The sequence below is a fragment of the Flavobacterium sp. genome (assembly GCF_031537875.1).
GTDB lineage: Bacteria > Bacteroidota > Bacteroidia > Flavobacteriales > Flavobacteriaceae > Flavobacterium.
This window is the reverse complement of the sequence record NZ_JAVKNB010000011.1, coordinates 253894-272546: the sequence shown is the minus strand read 5'-3', so window position 1 is coordinate 272546 and position 18653 is coordinate 253894. Positions and strand designations below refer to the sequence as shown.

13 protein-coding genes and 2 tRNA genes are annotated in these 18653 nt (G+C 35.3%); 8 read left to right on the top strand and 7 right to left on the bottom strand.

Going from position 1 to position 18653, the window contains the following annotated elements:
• Positions 1–23: 23 nt before the first annotated feature.
• Positions 24–1157, bottom strand: coding sequence for a DegT/DnrJ/EryC1/StrS family aminotransferase (locus RMR09_RS08455; protein ID WP_310595359.1), 1134 nt, complete (start codon positions 1155–1157; stop codon positions 24–26).
• Between the two features lie 154 nt (positions 1158–1311).
• Here RMR09_RS08455 and RMR09_RS08450 point away from each other — a divergent pair, with 154 nt between their 5' ends.
• Together RMR09_RS08450 and RMR09_RS08445 are read left to right on the top strand one after the other, a co-directional pair.
• Positions 1312–2538, top strand: coding sequence for a glycosyltransferase N-terminal domain-containing protein (locus RMR09_RS08450; protein ID WP_310595358.1), 1227 nt, complete (start codon positions 1312–1314; stop codon positions 2536–2538).
• A gap of 194 nt (positions 2539–2732) precedes the next feature.
• A complete protein-coding gene (locus RMR09_RS08445; protein ID WP_310595357.1) occupies positions 2733–2933 on the top strand; it encodes a hypothetical protein in 201 nt (66 codons plus the stop codon).
• Between the two features lie 85 nt (positions 2934–3018).
• Here RMR09_RS08445 and RMR09_RS08440 read toward each other — a convergent pair whose 3' ends face one another.
• The 4 genes from RMR09_RS08440 to mutS form a co-directional block, all read right to left on the bottom strand.
• Positions 3019–3366, bottom strand: a complete 348-nt coding sequence (locus tag RMR09_RS08440) for a DUF1508 domain-containing protein (RefSeq protein WP_310595356.1) — start codon at positions 3364–3366, stop codon at positions 3019–3021.
• An 82-nt stretch (positions 3367–3448) separates the two neighbouring features.
• A tRNA-Leu gene (locus RMR09_RS08435) sits at positions 3449–3534 on the bottom strand.
• A gap of 15 nt (positions 3535–3549) precedes the next feature.
• Positions 3550–3625: transfer RNA gene (locus RMR09_RS08430), tRNA-Gly, on the bottom strand.
• A gap of 146 nt (positions 3626–3771) precedes the next feature.
• Positions 3772–6378: a DNA mismatch repair protein MutS gene (mutS, locus tag RMR09_RS08425; protein WP_310595355.1), complete on the bottom strand. Its 2607-nt coding sequence runs from the start codon at positions 6376–6378 to the stop codon at positions 3772–3774.
• Positions 6379–6537: 159 nt separating this feature from the next.
• On the opposite strand from mutS, the gene RMR09_RS08420 reads away from it, so the two are divergent.
• The 4 genes from RMR09_RS08420 to RMR09_RS08405 all read left to right on the top strand — a co-directional run bounded on the left by RMR09_RS08420 (position 6538) and on the right by RMR09_RS08405 (position 13185).
• Positions 6538–6966 (top strand): DUF1573 domain-containing protein, encoded by a 429-nt coding sequence (locus RMR09_RS08420; protein WP_310595354.1) that lies wholly within the window; start codon positions 6538–6540, stop codon positions 6964–6966.
• 79 nt (positions 6967–7045) lie between these two features.
• Positions 7046–7582, top strand: coding sequence for an RNA methyltransferase (locus RMR09_RS08415; protein WP_310595353.1), 537 nt, complete (start codon positions 7046–7048; stop codon positions 7580–7582).
• A 36-nt stretch (positions 7583–7618) separates the two neighbouring features.
• Positions 7619–10795, top strand: coding sequence for a T9SS type B sorting domain-containing protein (locus RMR09_RS08410; protein WP_310595352.1), 3177 nt, complete (start codon positions 7619–7621; stop codon positions 10793–10795).
• Positions 10796–10866: 71 nt separating this feature from the next.
• Positions 10867–13185, top strand: coding sequence for a T9SS type B sorting domain-containing protein (locus RMR09_RS08405; RefSeq protein WP_310595351.1), 2319 nt, complete (start codon positions 10867–10869; stop codon positions 13183–13185).
• 4 nt (positions 13186–13189) lie between these two features.
• Here the strand turns inward: RMR09_RS08405 and folK are convergent, their stop codons facing one another.
• Positions 13190–14326, bottom strand: a complete 1137-nt coding sequence (folK, locus tag RMR09_RS08400) for a 2-amino-4-hydroxy-6-hydroxymethyldihydropteridine diphosphokinase (RefSeq protein ID WP_310595350.1) — start codon at positions 14324–14326, stop codon at positions 13190–13192.
• A gap of 127 nt (positions 14327–14453) precedes the next feature.
• Between folK and sppA the strand changes: the two genes are divergently transcribed.
• A complete protein-coding gene (sppA, locus tag RMR09_RS08395) occupies positions 14454–16214 on the top strand; it encodes a signal peptide peptidase SppA (protein WP_310595349.1) in 1761 nt (586 codons plus the stop codon).
• 28 nt (positions 16215–16242) lie between these two features.
• On the opposite strand, the gene RMR09_RS08390 is transcribed toward sppA, so the two are convergent.
• Positions 16243–17037 (bottom strand): DUF2797 domain-containing protein, encoded by a 795-nt coding sequence (locus RMR09_RS08390; RefSeq protein WP_310595348.1) that lies wholly within the window; start codon positions 17035–17037, stop codon positions 16243–16245.
• Positions 17038–17134: 97 nt separating this feature from the next.
• On the opposite strand from RMR09_RS08390, the gene RMR09_RS08385 reads away from it, so the two are divergent.
• Positions 17135–18646: a GH3 auxin-responsive promoter family protein gene (locus RMR09_RS08385; protein ID WP_310595347.1), complete on the top strand. Its 1512-nt coding sequence runs from the start codon at positions 17135–17137 to the stop codon at positions 18644–18646.
• The last annotated feature ends 7 nt before the right edge of the window (positions 18647–18653 follow it).

The following is an 18653-nucleotide window of genomic DNA, read 5'->3' as shown; positions in this document are numbered from 1 at the left end:
CCCGTTTGTTAATTTAGAAATAACTATTTGTTTAAAAATTCTAAAACACTATCCGTGATGAATTTAATTTGCTCGTCATCTAATTCCGTATGCATAGGTAACGAAATCACTTCTTTCACCAATTGATTGGTTACAGGAAAATCTTCTTCTTTATATCGCACATCCGCATACGCTTTTTGACTGTGCAACGGAATTGGATAGTAAATTGCACAAGGAATTCCTTTATCCAATAAATGCTGCATTAATCCATTCCTGTCGGCATCAATAATTCGCAACGTATATTGGTGAAAAACATGACAATCGCATATATCGCAAATACTTGGTGCAATAATATTTTTATGCCCTTCAAGCGCTGCCGTATATTTTCTAGCTGCGTTTTGTCTGGCTGTATTGTATTGATCTAACAATGGTAATTTAGCATTCAGCACAGCGGCTTGAATACTGTCCAAACGAGAATTGACCCCTACGACATCATGGTGGTATCTTTCGTACATTCCATGATTGACAATACCACGAAGCGTATGTGCTAAGGCGTCATCATTGGTAAAAATTGCTCCTCCATCTCCATAACAACCTAAATTTTTAGAAGGAAAGAAAGAAGTCGCTCCCACATGACCTATTGTTCCTGCTTTCTTTTTGGTTCCATCCGAAAATTTACAATTAGCCCCAATAGCCTGAGCATTATCTTCAATTACATACAAATTATGTTCTTTGGCCAATGCCATAATCGCTTCCATATTAGCCGCACGCCCAAACAAATGTACGGGTACAATGGCTTTAGTTTTTGGAGTAATTGCTTTTTTGATTTTATCAATACTGATATTCATATTATGCATATCAACATCCACCAAAACAGGTGTCAATTGCAATAATGCAATGACCTCAACAGTAGCCGCAAAAGTAAAATCAGCAGTAATTACCTCATCACCTGGTTGCAAACCTAATCCCATCATCGCAATTTGCAATGCATCAGTACCATTAGCACATGGGATAACGTGTTTCACTCCTAAATAATCTTCCAACGATTTTTGAAACGAATGAACTTGAGGTCCGTTGATGTAAGCATTTGTATCTAATACTTCTTGGATAGAGGCATTAACCGTCTCTTTTATTGCATCGTATTGACCCTTCAAGTCAACCATTTGTATTTTTTTCATTTACTTTTTGTTTAATAATTGGAAGATTTTCAATTTAAAATTCCAATATAAAGTGAGTCCATTCGTAAAACGAAAAACAAAAATAGGTATTTAATGAGTTCTAACCAATCAAAATAATATAAAGAAACTGTATTTTAGCACCAAAATATCCAGTATGCTTTTTATTTATAGTATAATCGTTTCAATAGCAGGGCTGTTATTACAAATCATCGCTTTTTTTGTGCCAAAAATCAATCTTTTTGTTGCAGGAAGAAAAGAGGTGTTTCCAACATTAAAAACCAAAATCAAATCTACCGACAAAACGTTTTGGTTTCACGCAGCGTCTTTAGGAGAATACGAACAAGGATTACCTGTTATCGAAAGAATTAAAGAAAAATACCCCACCCACAAAATCATCGTTAGCTTTTTCTCTCCTTCTGGCTATGAAGTGCGTAAAAACAATACAATAGCAGACGCTACGGTTTATTTACCTTTAGACACTTTAAAAAACGCTAAAAAATTCATTCAACTAACTCATCCAGATGCTGTTTTCTTTATAAAATATGAATTTTGGCCCAATTATTTGAACGAACTTAAACGACAAAACATTCCTACCTATTTGATTTCAGGAATTTTCAGAGAAAACCAAGCCTTTTTTAAATGGTACGGAGGATTTTACAAAAAAGCGTTAGATGCATTCACTTATTTCTTTGTTCAAAACGAAAATGCACTCCATTTGCTTCATCAATTAGGGAAAGAAAATGCAATTGTCTCTGGAGATACCCGATTTGACAGAGTGGCAAGTATTTTAGAAAAAGACAATACTCTAGATTTTATTGAGACATTTAAGAACGGGAAAACAACTATCGTAGCCGGAAGTTCATGGCCTAAAGACGAAGAATTATTGGTCGATTTCATTAACGATACTACTACCGATACTAAATACATTATTGCGCCTCATAACATCAAACCTGATCAAATACAACAACTAAAAAATAGTTGTGCCAAAAAAGTGCTTCTCTATTCAGAAAAAGAGAACAAAGACCTGAAAGATTTTGATGTATTTATTATTGATACTATTGGGATACTAACCAAAATATACAGCTATGCTGATATTGCTTATGTAGGCGGAGGTTTTGGACATCCAGGGGTACATAACATTTTAGAACCCGCAACATTCGGCATTCCAATACTAATTGGCCCTCATTTTTCTCATTTTGCCGAAGCTACTGATTTAGTAGCCCTAAAAGGTTGTATTACAATACAAAACAAAGAAGAATTAAGTCGTAATTTCCTTGACTTAATTACCAATACAGAAAGCCGTATTGAAAAAGGAACCATCTGCCGTGATTTTGTTCAGAAAAACAAAGGAGCTGTAGACCGTATCATGGAAAAAGTCTAAAACTATAATGATTCCTTTTTTATTCATAAAAGGCGACTTATCTTGATGATTTTATGCTCTAAATTGGTTTTAGGGCAAAAAAATGAGTAATACGACGAATATTATTAAAAAAAAAAAATGAAAAAATATTTTACATATTAAAAAATTTATATCTTTGCCACGAATTAATAATTAACCTTTTATAATAAAGTAAGATGAAAAAAGTATTTTTAAGTTTAGCTGTTGTTGCTGTATTAACTGTTGTATCTTGTAAAAAAGCTGAAGCTCCTGCTGAAGAAGTAGCTGCTGATACTACTGCTGTAGCTGTTGATTCTGCTGCTGCTCCTGCTGATACTGCTGCTGTAGCTGTTGATTCTGCTGCTGCTCCTGCTGCTGAAGCTCCTGCTGCAAAGTAATTAGCTTACAACGCAAAAAAAATTAAGCCGTACACATAGTGTAACGGCTTTTTTATTTTATACCTATTTAAGTAATTGTTATCTTCTAATCTGAGAAAATAACATCGTTAGTAGAAAAATCCAATACATCTGATTGTACAGCATACTTTACAATCTCATCAATTCCTTTCTGAAGTCGTAATTCAGTATTGTACTTTCTACTAGTTGCAAAATGAACCCCATCTAATAGCAACTTAAAATAGAACTTCCCTTTAGTTGATTTGAATTTTAAAAAAGTAGCCAAATCAATATTGGCCTTAAATTTCTCAATATCTTCTTCTCCTTCAAATTTAAGTTCATAGCTCAAACTAGTAAAAATAGTTTTCCCTTTTCTAGAAGCAAATACAAACTTGTATTCGTCATTGAATCGTTTTGTAATTACAAAAGTTCCCATACTTTATCCTGATACTAAAAAAGTCTATTCATTATATATTCTATAAAACAAAAAAAAGCCTCTTCAATTGAAGAGGCTTTAGTACTCAGAGCGGGACTTGAACCCGCACGAACATTGCTGTTCACTGGATTTTAAGTCCAGCGTGTCTACCAATTTCACCATCCGAGCATTATGTGGTCTTGTTGGAGCGAAAAACGGGGCTCGAACCCGCGACCTCGACCTTGGCAAGGTCGCGCTCTACCAACTGAGCTATTTTCGCATTTTCAATTCTTATGAAAGAATCGCGATACTTGTTCTGTATTGCGGATGCAAATTTAATACATTAATTCAATTACACAAGCCTTTTCTGGAAAAAAATAGTCCTAAAATGGTAATCTTCTGATAACGTAAACTTTAAAATCAAAACTATTTTTTTGTCAGCATTCTTTTTATTTCATTCAGCTTCATCAAAGCTTCCATTGGGGTAATCGTATTAATATCTAAATTCAGGATTTCATCTTTAATTTCTTCTAATAGCGGATCGTCTAAATTGAAAAAACTCATTTGCATTTCTTCTTTAGCGTCTTTGATTCCGTTGAGCGCTTCGTTCGAATGATTCTTTTCTAATTTCTTCAACAGCTTTTGCGCTTTCAAAATTACAATCTGAGGCATTCCAGCCATTTTAGCAACATGGATACCAAAACTATGAGCACTACCTCCTTTAACCAATTTTCTAACGAAAAGAACCGTGTCTTTCAATTCTTTGACAGCCACATTATAATTCTGAATCCTTGGTAATGATTCACTCATCTCATTCAATTCGTGATAATGTGTGGCAAATAACGTTTTTGGCTGCGTTGGATGTTCGTGCAAAAACTCGGCAATAGCCCAAGCTATCGAAATCCCATCATACGTACTTGTTCCTCTTCCAATTTCATCCAAAAGCACCAAACTTCGGTCTGAAATATTATTCAAAATAGAAGCCGTTTCGTTCATTTCGACCATAAAAGTGGATTCTCCCATCGAAATATTGTCACTTGCTCCTACTCTAGTAAAAATTTTATCTACAATTCCCATTCTTACGCTTTCTGCGGGTACAAAACTTCCCATTTGAGCCAAGAGTACTATTAAAGCCGTTTGACGTAAAATAGCTGATTTTCCAGACATATTGGGTCCCGTAATCATAATCAGCTGTTGGGTTGTTCTATCTAAGAACACATCATTTGAAATATAAGGGGTGCCAACAGGCAATTGCTTTTCGATAACAGGGTGCCTGCCTTCTTTGATTTCTAATTCGAAACTATCATCAATTTCAGGGCAAACGTATTTATTTTCAATAGCTAATTGGGTAAACGAACACAAACAATCCAATTGTGCTATCAAATTAGCATTCATCTGAACGGGTTTGATGTACGTAGCAATCCAATGCACTAATTGCTCAAATAATTCAGATTCTATTTTATGTATTTTCTCTTCAGCACCTAAAATCTTAGTTTCGTATTCCTTTAACTCCTCAGTAATATAACGCTCTGCATTCACCAAAGTTTGTTTACGAATCCATTCTTCAGGGACTTTATCTTTGTGCGTATTCCTTACTTCGATATAATATCCAAAAACATTATTAAACGAAATTTTCAATGATGAAATTCCCGTTCTTTCTGATTCCCTTCTTTCAATTCCTTCCAAAAACTCTTTCCCTGAAGTAGAAATCGCGCGTAATTCATCTAACTCAGCATTCACACCTGTAGCAATCGCATTTCCTTTGGCAATTGCCACAGGCGCTTCTTGATTTAAGGTAGTTTTAATTTTTTCGCGCAATAAATCACAGCTATGCAAACTATCGCCAATCACTTTCATTGCTTCTTGTGGACTTTGTAAAGCCAACGATTTAATTGGCAATATGGCATCTAAAGACTCTTTTAAATAGACTACTTCGCGTGGAGATACTTTTCCGGTCGCAATTTTCGAAATCAAACGTTCCAAATCGGAAATCTGCTTGATTTGATGTTGTGTATTTTTTAAAATTTCTTGGTTTTCTTTCAAATAGGCCACCACCTGATGACGACTTTGTATTTTAGTAGCATCTTTTAAGGGCAAAGCCAACCAACGCTTAAGCAAGCGTCCTCCCATTGGAGACAACGTTCTATCAATAACATCTAAAAGGGTAACCGCATTAGGATTATAGCTATGATACAATTCTAGATTGCGAATAGTAAATCGGTCCATCCAAACGTAAGCATCTTCAGCAATACGCTGAATAGAGGTAATATGCTGCACTTTATTGTGTTGCGTCTCGGATAAATAATACAAAATGGCTCCAGCAGCGATAACCCCTTCTTTCAATTCTTCAATTCCAAAACCTTTCAAGGAAACCGTCTGAAAATGCTTCGTTAAAGTTTCAAAGGCATAATCTTCTTTGTACAACCAATCTTCCAAATAAAAGCTGTGATAATCTTCTCCAAAAGCAGCCTTAAAATCGTTTTTACTGTTCTTTGGAACCAAAACCTCACTCGGATTAAAATTCTGAAGCAGTTTGTCAATGTATTCTGCATTACCTTGAGCGGTTAAAAACTCACCCGTTGACACATCTAAAAACGAGATTCCTATATTTTTATTGGCAAAATAAATCGAGGCTAAAAAATTATTGACTTTAGATTGTAAAACTTCATCATTCATTGAGACCCCAGGTGTAACCAATTCCGTTACGCCACGTTTCACAATAGTCTTAGTCATTTTTGGATCTTCCAATTGATCACAAATAGCAACACGCAAACCTGCTTTAACTAGTTTAGGCAAATAGGTATTTAATGAATGGTGCGGAAAACCAGCCAAAGCTGTTTCTGTTTCAGATCCTGCACCTCTTTTAGTCAATACAATTCCTAAAATTTTAGAAGCTCTAATTGCGTCTTCTCCAAATGTTTCGTAAAAATCCCCTACACGAAACAACAAACAAGCATCAGGATATTTTGCCTTAATTTCGTTGTATTGTTTCATCAAAGGAGTTTCCTTTACTACTTTCTCTTTAGCTGCCAATTTGTTTTTTTTAATCGATTAAAATATGTGAGCGAATTTATAGATTTTATAGCGAATAAAGAACTGTTTTAAAATTTTATCTATTTTTAAGGGAAATTTAAGATTTAGTTTCTGTTTTTTTATATAGATTTGTGTTTCAAATTTTAATTTAAGTAAATCATGAAAAAAATAATTGTTTTAGCTTTATTAGTTTTAGGATCTGTAGCTTCTAACGCACAAGAAACTAAAAAAGCGACTTCAAAAGCTGCTAAAGTAGAAGGTGCAGGGATGGTATTTGTAACTGAAACTATCGATTACGGAACTATTGCGCACAATGCTGACGGAAAACGTGAATTTGTTTTTACTAATAATGGGAACGCACCATTAATCATCACTAACACACAAGGATCTTGTGGATGTACAGTGCCTACCACTCCAAAAGAGCCAATCGCTCCAGGTGCTAAAGGAATTATTGGTGTAAAATATGCTACTGACAGAGTAGGTCCTTTTACAAAAACTGTTACTGTTAGTTCAAATGCAGCAGGACAACCAACAAAAGTGTTGACTATCAAAGGAACTGTATTGGCTGATGCTCCTGCAAAAAGCTAATTATATTTCCAAATATATCATAAAAGCTTCCTAATAGTTACGGAAGCTTTTTTTTTACCTATTTACTTCAAACTAAAAAATGAGAAAACTCGAAAATAGCGAACTCGATAGAAAATCAATCGAAGATTTCAAACAATCTGAAAAAACACCTTTGATTTTGATTTTGGATGATATTCGTAGTTTACACAACATTGGATCTGTATTTAGAACGGCAGATGCGTTTTTAATTGAAAAAATCTATTTGTGTGGTATCACTGCCACACCTCCCAATAAAGAAATTCACAAAACAGCCCTAGGCGCTACTGAAACTGTAACTTGGGAACATGCAGAAAATGTTCTAGAAGTTATCAAAAAACTAAAAACCGAAAACATCCAAACTTTTGCCATCGAACAAGTGGAGAGTGCTATTTTTCTTCAAGATTTTGAAGTAGAAAATAATCAAAAATATGCACTAGTTTTTGGCAATGAAGTTTTTGGTGTAGCCCAAGAAGCCGTAGCGCTTTGTGATGGCGCTATTGAGATACCGCAATTAGGCACTAAACACTCTCTCAATATTTCTGTGAGTGCTGGTATCGTAGTTTGGGATTTGTTTAAAAAATTACATTTTGCAAAATAAATTCGGCTATTCAGCTGAAAAAACTATATTTATAGCATGAAGAAAAAATGTACCCCACTCTTCTTAATGCTTATCCTTTTATTTGGAACCCAATTGGGATTTTCAAAGCATATTCCTATTGATCCACCTACCCAAAAATCGATAGTTACTACAGCACCCTCAATTACAGCAACTGGAAATTTTTCGTATTGTCCGCTTTCACAAACCAAAATCGTTTCAACTGTAACTATTTCGCACGATCCTTCTGAATTAACTACTGATGCCGTTTATATTCAAATTGCTTCAGGATATGTTATTGGAGAAGACCAATTGCTATTATCTAATGTGACTTCCCATCCAACTTTAACTTCATCTTGGAACGCTGTAGAAGGAAAATTAACTCTTTCAAGTCCTACAGTGGGAGTTCAAGTCAATTATTCCGAATTTGAAGCAGCAATTAAAGATGTTGTTTTTTATAGTTCAAATCCCAACCCATCGGGTACACGAAATTTTTCCATTTCATTGGGTAATGGTCTTGCCAATTATCTGCCAAGCAATGGCCACTATTATGAATATGTTCCCAATTTAGGAATTACATGGACAAATGCGAAAGCGGCTGCAGCTTTAAAGACATTTTATGGTCTACAAGGGTATTTAGCCACCTTAACCGCATTAGATGAAGCGCAATTAGCGGGTAAACAAGCTCCCGGAACTGGATGGATTGGAGGGACAGATGAAGGAGTTGAAGGAGTATGGAAATGGGCAACTGGACCTGAAGCAGGGACAGTTTTTTGGAGAGGAACAGCAAATGGTTCTAGCCCTAATTTTGCGTTTTGGAATACAGGAGAACCGAATCAATCTGGAGATGAGGACTATGCACATATTACAGCCCCTGGAGTTGGGACTCCTGGATCTTGGAATGACTTATCCAACACAGGTGCTTCTAGTGGTTCCTACCAACCTAAGGGCTATATAGTAGAATATGGAGGCATGCCCGGAGACCCAACATTACAGCTTTCTGCGAGTACAACAATTTCAATTGGTGGACAAATAACAACGACTAATCCTGGTTCAAATTGCGGAGCAGGGTCTGTCACTCTGGGTGCTACAGCTTCATACGGCGCAATAGAATGGTATACTACTGCTACAGGAGGCACACCATTAGCAACGGGTAACAGCTTTACTACACCCAATCTGACTACAACTACCAATTATTATGTTAGTACAGGCTGCCCAACTAATAGAACCTTAGTTACAGCAACAATAAATCCATTACCTATAGTTCAGAACACATCAATTACACAATGTGATACTGATTTAATTTCTGATGGTAAAACTGTTTTTAATTTAACCGTGAACAATGATTTAATTTCGTCAAATTATGCAAACGAATCTTTTGCCTATTATACTACATTGGCTGGTGCAATTAATAACAATTCAGTAGCTGATGTAATTCCAAATCAATTTGCGTTTGAAAACACCACACCTACCTCAATGCCTATCGGGGTAAGAGTTTTTAATTCGGTTACAGGATGTAGTGCTGTTGCCCAAATAACATTAATTGTACCTACTACTAATTTTCATCCATCTTCAAACTTCGAATTTACAATTTGTGATGATTTTTTAGATACTAATGGCAATAGCACCGCCAATAACAACAATAGAGACGGTATTGCCACATTTGATTTTTCTTCCACTAGAGGAGTAATTTTAGCGCAATTACCAACAAATCAAACCTATACTATTAATTATTATAAAAACCAAACGGATGCATTATCGCAACTCAATCCCATAGCAGATAGTGCTAACTATAGAAATATTGGTTATCCTAATGCACAAGATATCTGGGTCCGTATAGAAACTAATATAGCAAATTCTTGTGTTGGCATTGGCCCTTACATCCGTCTAAATGTTGAAGCACTTCCTATTGCAAATCATGTAATTATACCAAGAGCATGCGACACTAATTACAATGGAATAGTAGCGTTTAACACCACAATACTAGAATCTACTCTTTTAAACGGGCAATCTAATGTTAGTGTGCGTTATGTAGATCAAAATAATAACCCCTTAAAAGACGCTAATGGAATATTAATTTCAAGCCCTTTCCCGGCCACTTTTTCTAGTACCGCACAAACCATAAAAGCAATTGTTACCAATACTTCTCCGCAACATTGTTTTGACGAAACTAGTATTTCATTTTATGTAGATGCCATCCCAACCGCAACTACAATTTCTACCAATCTAACCACTGTATGTGATGATGAAGTTGACCCCGCTAATCAAGATGGGAAATATGGATTTGATACCTCTGCATTTGAAACCACAATTCTTGCCGGACAAACTGGAATGGCTGTTAAATACTACGATCAAAATAATATTCTTTTACCAAGTCCGCTACCCAATCCATTTATAACAGCAACACAAAATGTAACTGTAGTAGTAGAAAACCCAATTAATACCAATTGTTCAGCAACTACAACAATCCCTTTTATTGTTCATCGAATTCCAAATATTGAGTTGAACTCAACCCAATTAATTTGTTCCAATATTCCTACTTTTTTTGTAACATTAGATGCAGGTTTTCTTGACAACTCTTCAGCGGCTAATTTCAATTACAACTGGAAGAAAGACGGAGCTATTCTAAATATAACAACTCCGACTTTAGGTGTCAATTCGGAAGGGAACTATACTGTGGGAGTAACCAATCAATCTGGGTGTAGTAGAACTCGTTCCATACAAGTTACTGCTTCCAATATTACTACTATTACTTCAATAGACATTGTAGATTTAGTGGATAGTAATACCGTTACAATCAATACCGCAGGACCCGGTGATTATGAATATAGCATGGACTATTTAAACGGACTTTGGCAAGATTCTAATTTCTTTTCTAATGTTCCAGGAGGAATTCACGAAATTTTTGTCAATGATAAAAATGGATGTGGTGTGGTTTCAAAAGAAATTACCGTCTTAAGTATTCCGAAATTTTTCACCCCAAATAACGATAGTTATAATGACTTCTGGACTGTAAAAGGGATGATTTCCTATCCTAATGCTGAACTGCGAATTTTTGATAGATACGGAAAATTACTAAAGGAATTAAGACCCACGAGTTTAGGTTGGGACGGTACTTTTAACGGACAAGAATTACCCGCTTCCGACTATTGGTATGTCTTTAAAATGGATGCCACTGCTCCCGAAAAAAGAGGACATTTCAGTTTAAAAAGATAATATTTAACTACTTTTATTTAAATTTAGATTGCAAAGTGTTTTATTGATATGAAAATCACCACTTTTACATTATGAAAAATGTAGTTTTTATAAAAATAACACTAATCGTCTTATTATTAAGCACTCACATTACATACGCAATAATTTCCTTATCACATCATAGAACATTGTTTTTTACAACAATAAATGATACAATTTTAGCCCCTTATACTTCCTTATTCAAAAAAAATACAATATCAACAACCGAAACACTTCCAACGATTAAAGCAACTGGAAGTCAAGTATATTGCACACATGCTTCTTTGCCTATTGTAACCGATATTACAATTACAGACCCATCAAAAACCGTTACAGATGCGATCTATATTCAAATTTCAACAGGATATGTTGACTCACAAGATATTTTAACTTTGAATGGTTCTCACCCTAAAATTAATTCGAATTGGGATAAAATTACTGGACGACTAACACTTACAAGTAAAAATGAAGGAGAACTCATTCCTTATACTGATTTCATAACTGCAATTAAATCTGTTTTTTACACCAATTCATCTAACAAACCAACGGGGAATAGAACTTTTTCAATTAGTACAGATAAATTAAGTTTTTTACCTTCCAACCAACATTTTTATGAATTTGTACCAACAATTGGAAAAGCACCTGATTTAGGTATCGATTGGGGAAAAGCAAATGACTTAGCAGACAAACGAACCTACCATGGTTTAAAGGGATATTTAGCCACCATATTAACAGCAGATGAAAATCAATTAGCCGCTACACAACAAACAGTAAAGGGTGGAGGATGGATTGGAGGATCTGATATTGGAGAAGAAGGTATTTGGAAATGGATGACGGGGCCAGAAAAAGGAACTATGTTTTTTTATAATTTACAGTCAACACCAGTCATGGGACTTTATATTTCAAATCCTAGAGCTATAGGACATTCAGACAATTATGCCAATTGGAACCGAAGTAGTTATAATTGGTACAATGGAATTCCCTTTTACGAACCCGACAATATCTATAATTTATTCAAGGAAGATGAAGATTACGCAATCATTATAGAAAATGATGGAAAAGGCACAATAGGTTCTTGGAATGATTTGAATTATAATGGCGAATCCATTAATGGCTCACAACAAGCCAATGGGTATATTGTAGAATATGGAGGTATGCCAGGAGACCCTGAAATTAACATTGCAACTAGCACGTCGATAATCATTCCTCAAATTACTACAATAACCGAATCAAATCGATGTGGCAGTGGAAACCTAATATTGCAAGCTACATCAAACTTAGGAACAATTAATTGGTTCGAAAACGAAACTGGAGGTAGTCCTATTGGAATGGGTACTTCCTTTACAACACCAACTATTAACAAAAGCACAACATACTATATAGACACTGAATACTCTTCTTGCCACGATTATTCTACTAGAACACCAATCAACGCTACCATTTATACTATTCCTGAAATAACAACTAACTATTCTCGATTCACCATGTGTGGAGCTGGATATGTATTTCTTGAAGCGAATACTTCTGAAGGTACAATATACTGGTATGACGATCCTGATGGGAATAATCTCGTTTCAATTGGAACATCTATTTATCGAGTAATTTCAGCTAATACAACTTATTATATAGAAGCGGTCAATCATAATTGTACCACCGGTTCAAAAGAACCCGTCGAAATAGTAGTCTATTCACCCCCGATTATACCTGATGAAAAAGTAGTAATCTGCACCTCAAAAAAATTAACTATTGATGCTAAAATTTCAGAAATTGGCATGAGTTATCTATGGTCAACTGGGGAAAGAAAACAAACCATTGAAATCAGCAAACCTGGAGTATACACAGTAGATATTACACGTGCTGCTCCCGAAAGTTGTACCGTCAGAAAAACGATAACAGTAGTTGAAAACCCCGCTCCAAAAATAGAATCAATCACAACAGACGATACAGCAGTAACTATTCGATTAGGAAATCCCTCCGCTTTGTATGAATATTCAATTGATAACATAAACTATCAATCATCGAATGTATTTGCAGACTCTCCTGCTGGAATACAAACTGCGTACGTAAGAGAAATAGGGAATTGCAATACCGTATCTGAAAATTATGTAGTAATCAAAACTCCTAAATTTTTTACGCCTAATAATGACAACTTTAATGACTTTTGGAATATAGAAGGGGTAGTAAACTATCCAGATGCAACAATTAGCATTTATGATCGATATGGCAAACTAGTCAAAGAATTAAGTCCAAACAGCATTGGTTGGGACGGTACTTTTAACGGACAAGAATTACCCGCTTCCGACTATTGGTATGTCTTTAAAATGGATGCCACTGCTCCCGAAAAAAGAGGACATTTTAGTTTGAAAAGATAAGTTATTACGAATTTATCTTATTTTGGATTTCACCTAAAATAAACAAATAATCTTCATGGTTTTTTACAAAATCGCGATCAGAAACATCAATAATTAAAATATTCAAATCCGTTTGTGATTTGATATAATCCAAGTAACCCGTATTGATTTTGTCTAAATATTCGGCTGGGATTTCTTGTTCGTAGCTTCTGCCACGTTTTTTAATATTGTGCAACAAACGCTCAGAATTTTGGTACAAATACACATACAAATCAGGCTTAGGCATTTCCTTGTAAATAATATGAAACAGATTGCTATACAAGCGGTATTCATCATCTGCCAAAGTAATTTTAGCAAAAATCAAGGATTTGAAAATATGATAATCGGCAACAATAAAGTCTTTAAACAAATCAAATTGAGACAAATCATCTGACAATTGTTTGTACCTATCGGCTAAAAATGACATTTCTAAAGGGAAAGCATACCGATTTTGATCTTTATAAAATTTAGGTAAAAATGGGTTGTCAGCAAAGCGTTCCAAAACAGATTTGGCATTAAAATCTTCGGCTATTTTAGTAGCCAAAGTAGTTTTTCCCGCCCCAATATTGCCTTCAAAAGCCACATAATTAAACTGTTCCAAAGCAATTTTACGCAACGGACTTTCTAAATTTTGAACTGCTACGCAATCACTTTCATCCTGACACGATTCGAGTAATTCCAGAACCGATTGGTTTAAAACAGGATGAATCCATTCCAAATTCAAATCCATCATTGGTTTTAAAACAAAAATCCGTTCTTGCATCAATGGATGAGGAATCTCCAATTGATCTGAGCTTATGATTTCAGTATCAAAAGTAATCACATCAATATCAATGCTACGCGATTGATACCCCAAGCCTTCGCTTCTTACACGACCCATCTGCTTTTCAATTCGCAATGCTTTTTCTAAAATAACATCAGCCGAATCAAAAGTATGTATCAAAATAGCCGCATTATAAAAAGCATCACTATCAAATCCCCAAGAAGGGGCCTCATACACTTTAGAAACTTTGATAACCGTAGCCACCTCTTGATGAATCAATTGCAAACATCTTTCGATATTTTCCAAACGATTCCCTTGATTAGTTCCTATAGATAAAACGACCTGATGTTGTGATTTCATATTAGCTGCAAATTAACTAAAAGAATGTTATATTTGTGTGAGGTGTTAATAACTAAATTTCAATTCAAATGAAATACGATGTAACATTTTAACACCACAAACTACTTATTTAGAAAAATAGATTATTATGAAATTTTTAGGAAATGTTTTGGCAACCATCGTGGGTATTTTTGTTTTCACTATGTTATTCTTTTTTGGAATAATTATCATCGGAGCTATTTTTGGTGGCGAAGAAGAAAGTATTGATGTGAAAGAAAATTCAATTATCGAATTGAATCTAGAAGAAATTCAAAACGATTACGCAGGTAAATATTCCGACCCATGGGTAACGGCTTTTTCAGATAAAAAACACATCGGCTTGACAGATGTCATTAGTGCGATTGAAGCCGCTAAAACTGACACCAACATCAAAGGAATTTCAATTTTAAACAATCATTCTTCTCTTGGAATGGCACAAAGCAAAGCAGTTAGAGATGCATTAGAAGATTTTAAATCATCTGGGAAATTTGTTTTGGCATACGCCAATACCTATTCGCAAAAAGAATACTACTTAAATTCGGTTGCCAATACCATTTATCTGAACCCAGTGGGAGATTTAGATTTCAAAGGATTGTCTTCAGACTTGCTTTTCTTCAAAGATTTTCAGGACAAAACAGGCATTAAAATGGAAGTCATTCGTCACGGAAAATACAAAAGTGCCGTAGAACCTTTCCTTGAAAATAAAATGAGTGATGCCAATAGAGAACAAACAACAGCTTTACTCAATTCGATTTGGAATTCAGTCGTTACTGACATTGCCAAAAGTAGAAATATATCCGTTCAAAAATTAAATGAAATTGCCAACGGTCTTTTGGCACGAACTCCAGAAATGGCTAAATCGCAAAAATTAGTAGATATAGTTGCCTATGAAGATGTGTACCACAACGCCATCAAAAAAATGCTAAAAGTCGATGCTAAAGACGATTATGAAAGCGTTTCTATTGCAGATTATGCTCGAAAAATCGCTACCACATCGATTCCTTCTGATACTAAAAACGAAATCGCCATCATTTATGCTCAAGGCGAAATCCAGAGCGGAGAAGGCGATGTCAATATCATCGGAGAAGGTGCAATGCGCCGTTCTATCAACGAAGCTAGAAATAACGATGATGTGAAAGCAATTGTACTTCGCATTGACAGTCCAGGGGGAAATGCCTTAACATCTGATTTAATTTGGAGAGAAATTGAACTGACTAAAAAAGTAAAACCTGTTGTAGTCTCTATGGGGAATTATGCCGCTTCAGGAGGATACTATATTGCTTGTAATGCGAGTAAAATTTTTGCAGAAAACAACACTATTACCGGATCTATAGGTGTTTTTGGTATACTGCCTAATTTTAGTGGATTGACTACTAAAATGGGTATTCACTCTGAACAAGTAAAAACACACGAAAACTCAGAAAATTACAATCCGTTTGCGCCAATAGACGAAAAATTCAAAGCGGTAACAACCGAAGGGGTAGAACAAATTTACAGGACATTTGTTGCTCATGTAGCTCAAGGACGAAAAATGACTTTTACCCAAGTCGATGCTATTGCGCAGGGTCGCGTTTGGACAGGTTCTGATGCTATCAAAATTGGATTGGTAGACAAAATTGGAGGATTAGATGACGCCATTAAAGAAGCAGCACGCTTGGCGAAAATTACAGCCTATAACACTCAAAACTATCCAGAATACAAGAAAAATTTTGATGATTTCTTAGAAAATTTGCCTTTTGCAAAAAGCAAAGAACGCCTAATCAAAGAAGAAATTGGAGAAGAAAACTATAGAGTGATGGAACAAATCAAACGAATTCAAAATTACAAAGGAATTCAGGCTAGAATGCCATTTGAGATTAGTATTCAATAAATAAAAAGCTTCCAATGGAAGCTTTTTTTTATATCTCAATTTTCACAACATAGCCTTCTGAACCTCGAATATTAAAAACTATCCCTCCTTCAAAAAGCAGGTATTGCCCTTTGATTCCTATAAGTTTCCCTTGAAAATTAGGGGTTTTGTCTAGGCTCAAACTAGATACCTTAGTTGGATAGTCTAAAACAGGATAGTGCATTTCGTATAAATCAATTTTCTGATTGTAAAAATACTCCTGAACCTCAGTTGGAATTAAATGTTCTACTTTCAATCGCTCTGCAATCAAATCAATAGGTTCAAAAGTATTGGTCAACATTTTTCGCCAATTCGTTTTATCAGCATAATGATTTTTCAAAGCGACCTCTGTAATCCCCGCCAAATAACGATTGGGTACCTCAACAATCGAAATTGCCTGACTCGCACCTTGATCAATCCATCGGGTTGGCATTTGTGTTTTTCGGGTAACCCCCACTTTTACTTCGCTTGACAAAGCCAAATACACAATATGTGGTTGTAATTGTACTTTTTCTTCGTAGGCCAAATCACGATCTGCAATTCCTAAATGGGCTGTACTCAACTCGGGTTTCATAATCCAATCCCCAACAGCAGGACTCGAATAAAAACAATCGTAACAAAAACCTTGTCGAAAAATTTTTTTCTTCTTCCCACAATTCAAACATTGAAAACCTACAAATTTGATTTCCATTGGTTTCCCCAATAATTGGTTTACATTCAAAAAACTATCCTCAAAAACAAGATAATACTGAATTGGATCTCCAAATTCAGTTTGCATTTTGGTTAATACCCCTTCGTATGTCATTTGGTTAAAAGTTTCAGGTTTGAAATTGAACAAAAATTGTTATTTTTGGTAAAGTTATCATTCACAATCCTAAATTCATAATTCGTAACTCACAAATATGCCCATACCCATCATTAATTCCATTGCTTCTTGGGTTTTAAAGCAACGGATTCATCAAATCGAATTGTTCTTAAAGTACCCCAACGAGGTACAAGAAGAGTTATTGATGAATTTGATTCGGCGAGCGGAAAATACGGTAGTGGGTACTCAATACGATTTTGCTTCTATCACTTCTTATGCTGCATTTTCTGAAAGAGTTCCGGTTTCTAGTTACGAAGATTTACAACCTTTAATTGAACGTACTCGTCAAGGAGAGCAGAACGTTTTTTGGGACACTCCTATCAAATGGTTTGCTAAATCCAGCGGGACTACCAATGCCAAAAGTAAATTCATACCTGTGAGTAATGATGCTTTAGAAGACTGTCATTACAAAGGAAGTAAGGATTTATTATGTTTGTATTTGAACAACAACGAAGCATCTGAAATGTTCTTGGGCAAAAGTCTTCGTTTGGGCGGAAGTTCCCAAATCTATGAAGATAAGGATACTTTTTTTGGCGATTTATCAGCCATCTTGATTGAAAATATGCCTATTTGGGCAGAATTCAGCAGTACGCCAAGTAGTAAAATTTCGTTGATGAGCGAATGGGAAACCAAGTTAACCGCTATAATAAACGAAACCAAAAATGAAAACGTAACCAGTTTTGCTGGAGTTCCTTCCTGGTTATTAGTGTTAATGAATCGATTATTAGAAGAGACGGGGAAAGGAAATTTATTAGAAATTTGGCCTAATTTAGAAGTGTATTTTCACGGTGGAGTCAGTTTTGAACCCTACCGAGAACAATACCAAAAGTTACTCCCAAAATCGGATTTTAAATACTACGAAATATACAATGCCTCTGAAGGATTCTTTGCCATCCAAGACCTAAATAATTCTAGCGATTTGTTACTAATGCTAGACTATGGCATTTTTTACGAATTCATTCCAATGGATACTTTTGGCACAACCGACCAAAAAGTAATTCGACTAGCTGATGTAGAATTATTTAAAAACTATGCCGTTGTCATCACTACAAATTCAGGATTATGGCGCTATCTTATTGGCGATACCGTTCGTTTTACGTCATTGAATCCGTATAGAATTCGCGTTTCGGGTAGAACCAAACACCATATCAATGTTTTTGGAGAAGAACTGATGGTTGAAAATACCGATCAGGCTATCGCCAAAGCCTGCCAATTGACCCAAACAGAAATCATTGATTATACGGTTGCTCCTATTTTTATGGACGGACAAGAAAAAGGCGCTCACGAATGGATGATTGAATTCAAACAAAATCCAACTGATCTAGTTCATTTCCAAAAAATATTAGATGACACCATTCAAAGCCTAAACTCTGATTATGAAGCAAAACGCTACAACAATATGACCCTAAATCCTTTGGTGATCAATTTGGCACGAAAAAATTTATTTTATGATTGGCTAAAAGAACGAAATAAACTGGGCGGCCAACACAAAATACCAAGATTGTCCAACCAAAGAGAGTATTTAGAGCAATTGAAAAATTTACAATAAAAAATGC

Coding starts and splice junctions, on each gene's coding strand:
- RMR09_RS08455 (WP_310595359.1), bottom strand. CDS start 1,157: ATGAAAAAAATACAAATGGTTGACTTGAAGGGTCAATACGATGCAATA.
- RMR09_RS08450 (WP_310595358.1), top strand. CDS start 1,312: ATGCTTTTTATTTATAGTATAATCGTTTCAATAGCAGGGCTGTTATTA.
- RMR09_RS08445 (WP_310595357.1), top strand. CDS start 2,733: ATGAAAAAAGTATTTTTAAGTTTAGCTGTTGTTGCTGTATTAACTGTT.
- RMR09_RS08440 (WP_310595356.1), bottom strand. CDS start 3,366: ATGGGAACTTTTGTAATTACAAAACGATTCAATGACGAATACAAGTTT.
- RMR09_RS08420 (WP_310595354.1), top strand. CDS start 6,538: ATGAAAAAAATAATTGTTTTAGCTTTATTAGTTTTAGGATCTGTAGCT.
- RMR09_RS08415 (WP_310595353.1), top strand. CDS start 7,046: ATGAGAAAACTCGAAAATAGCGAACTCGATAGAAAATCAATCGAAGAT.
- RMR09_RS08410 (WP_310595352.1), top strand. CDS start 7,619: ATGAAGAAAAAATGTACCCCACTCTTCTTAATGCTTATCCTTTTATTT.
- RMR09_RS08405 (WP_310595351.1), top strand. CDS start 10,867: ATGAAAAATGTAGTTTTTATAAAAATAACACTAATCGTCTTATTATTA.
- folK (WP_310595350.1), bottom strand. CDS start 14,326: ATGAAATCACAACATCAGGTCGTTTTATCTATAGGAACTAATCAAGGG.
- sppA (WP_310595349.1), top strand. CDS start 14,454: ATGAAATTTTTAGGAAATGTTTTGGCAACCATCGTGGGTATTTTTGTT.
- RMR09_RS08390 (WP_310595348.1), bottom strand. CDS start 17,037: ATGACATACGAAGGGGTATTAACCAAAATGCAAACTGAATTTGGAGAT.
- RMR09_RS08385 (WP_310595347.1), top strand. CDS start 17,135: ATGCCCATACCCATCATTAATTCCATTGCTTCTTGGGTTTTAAAGCAA.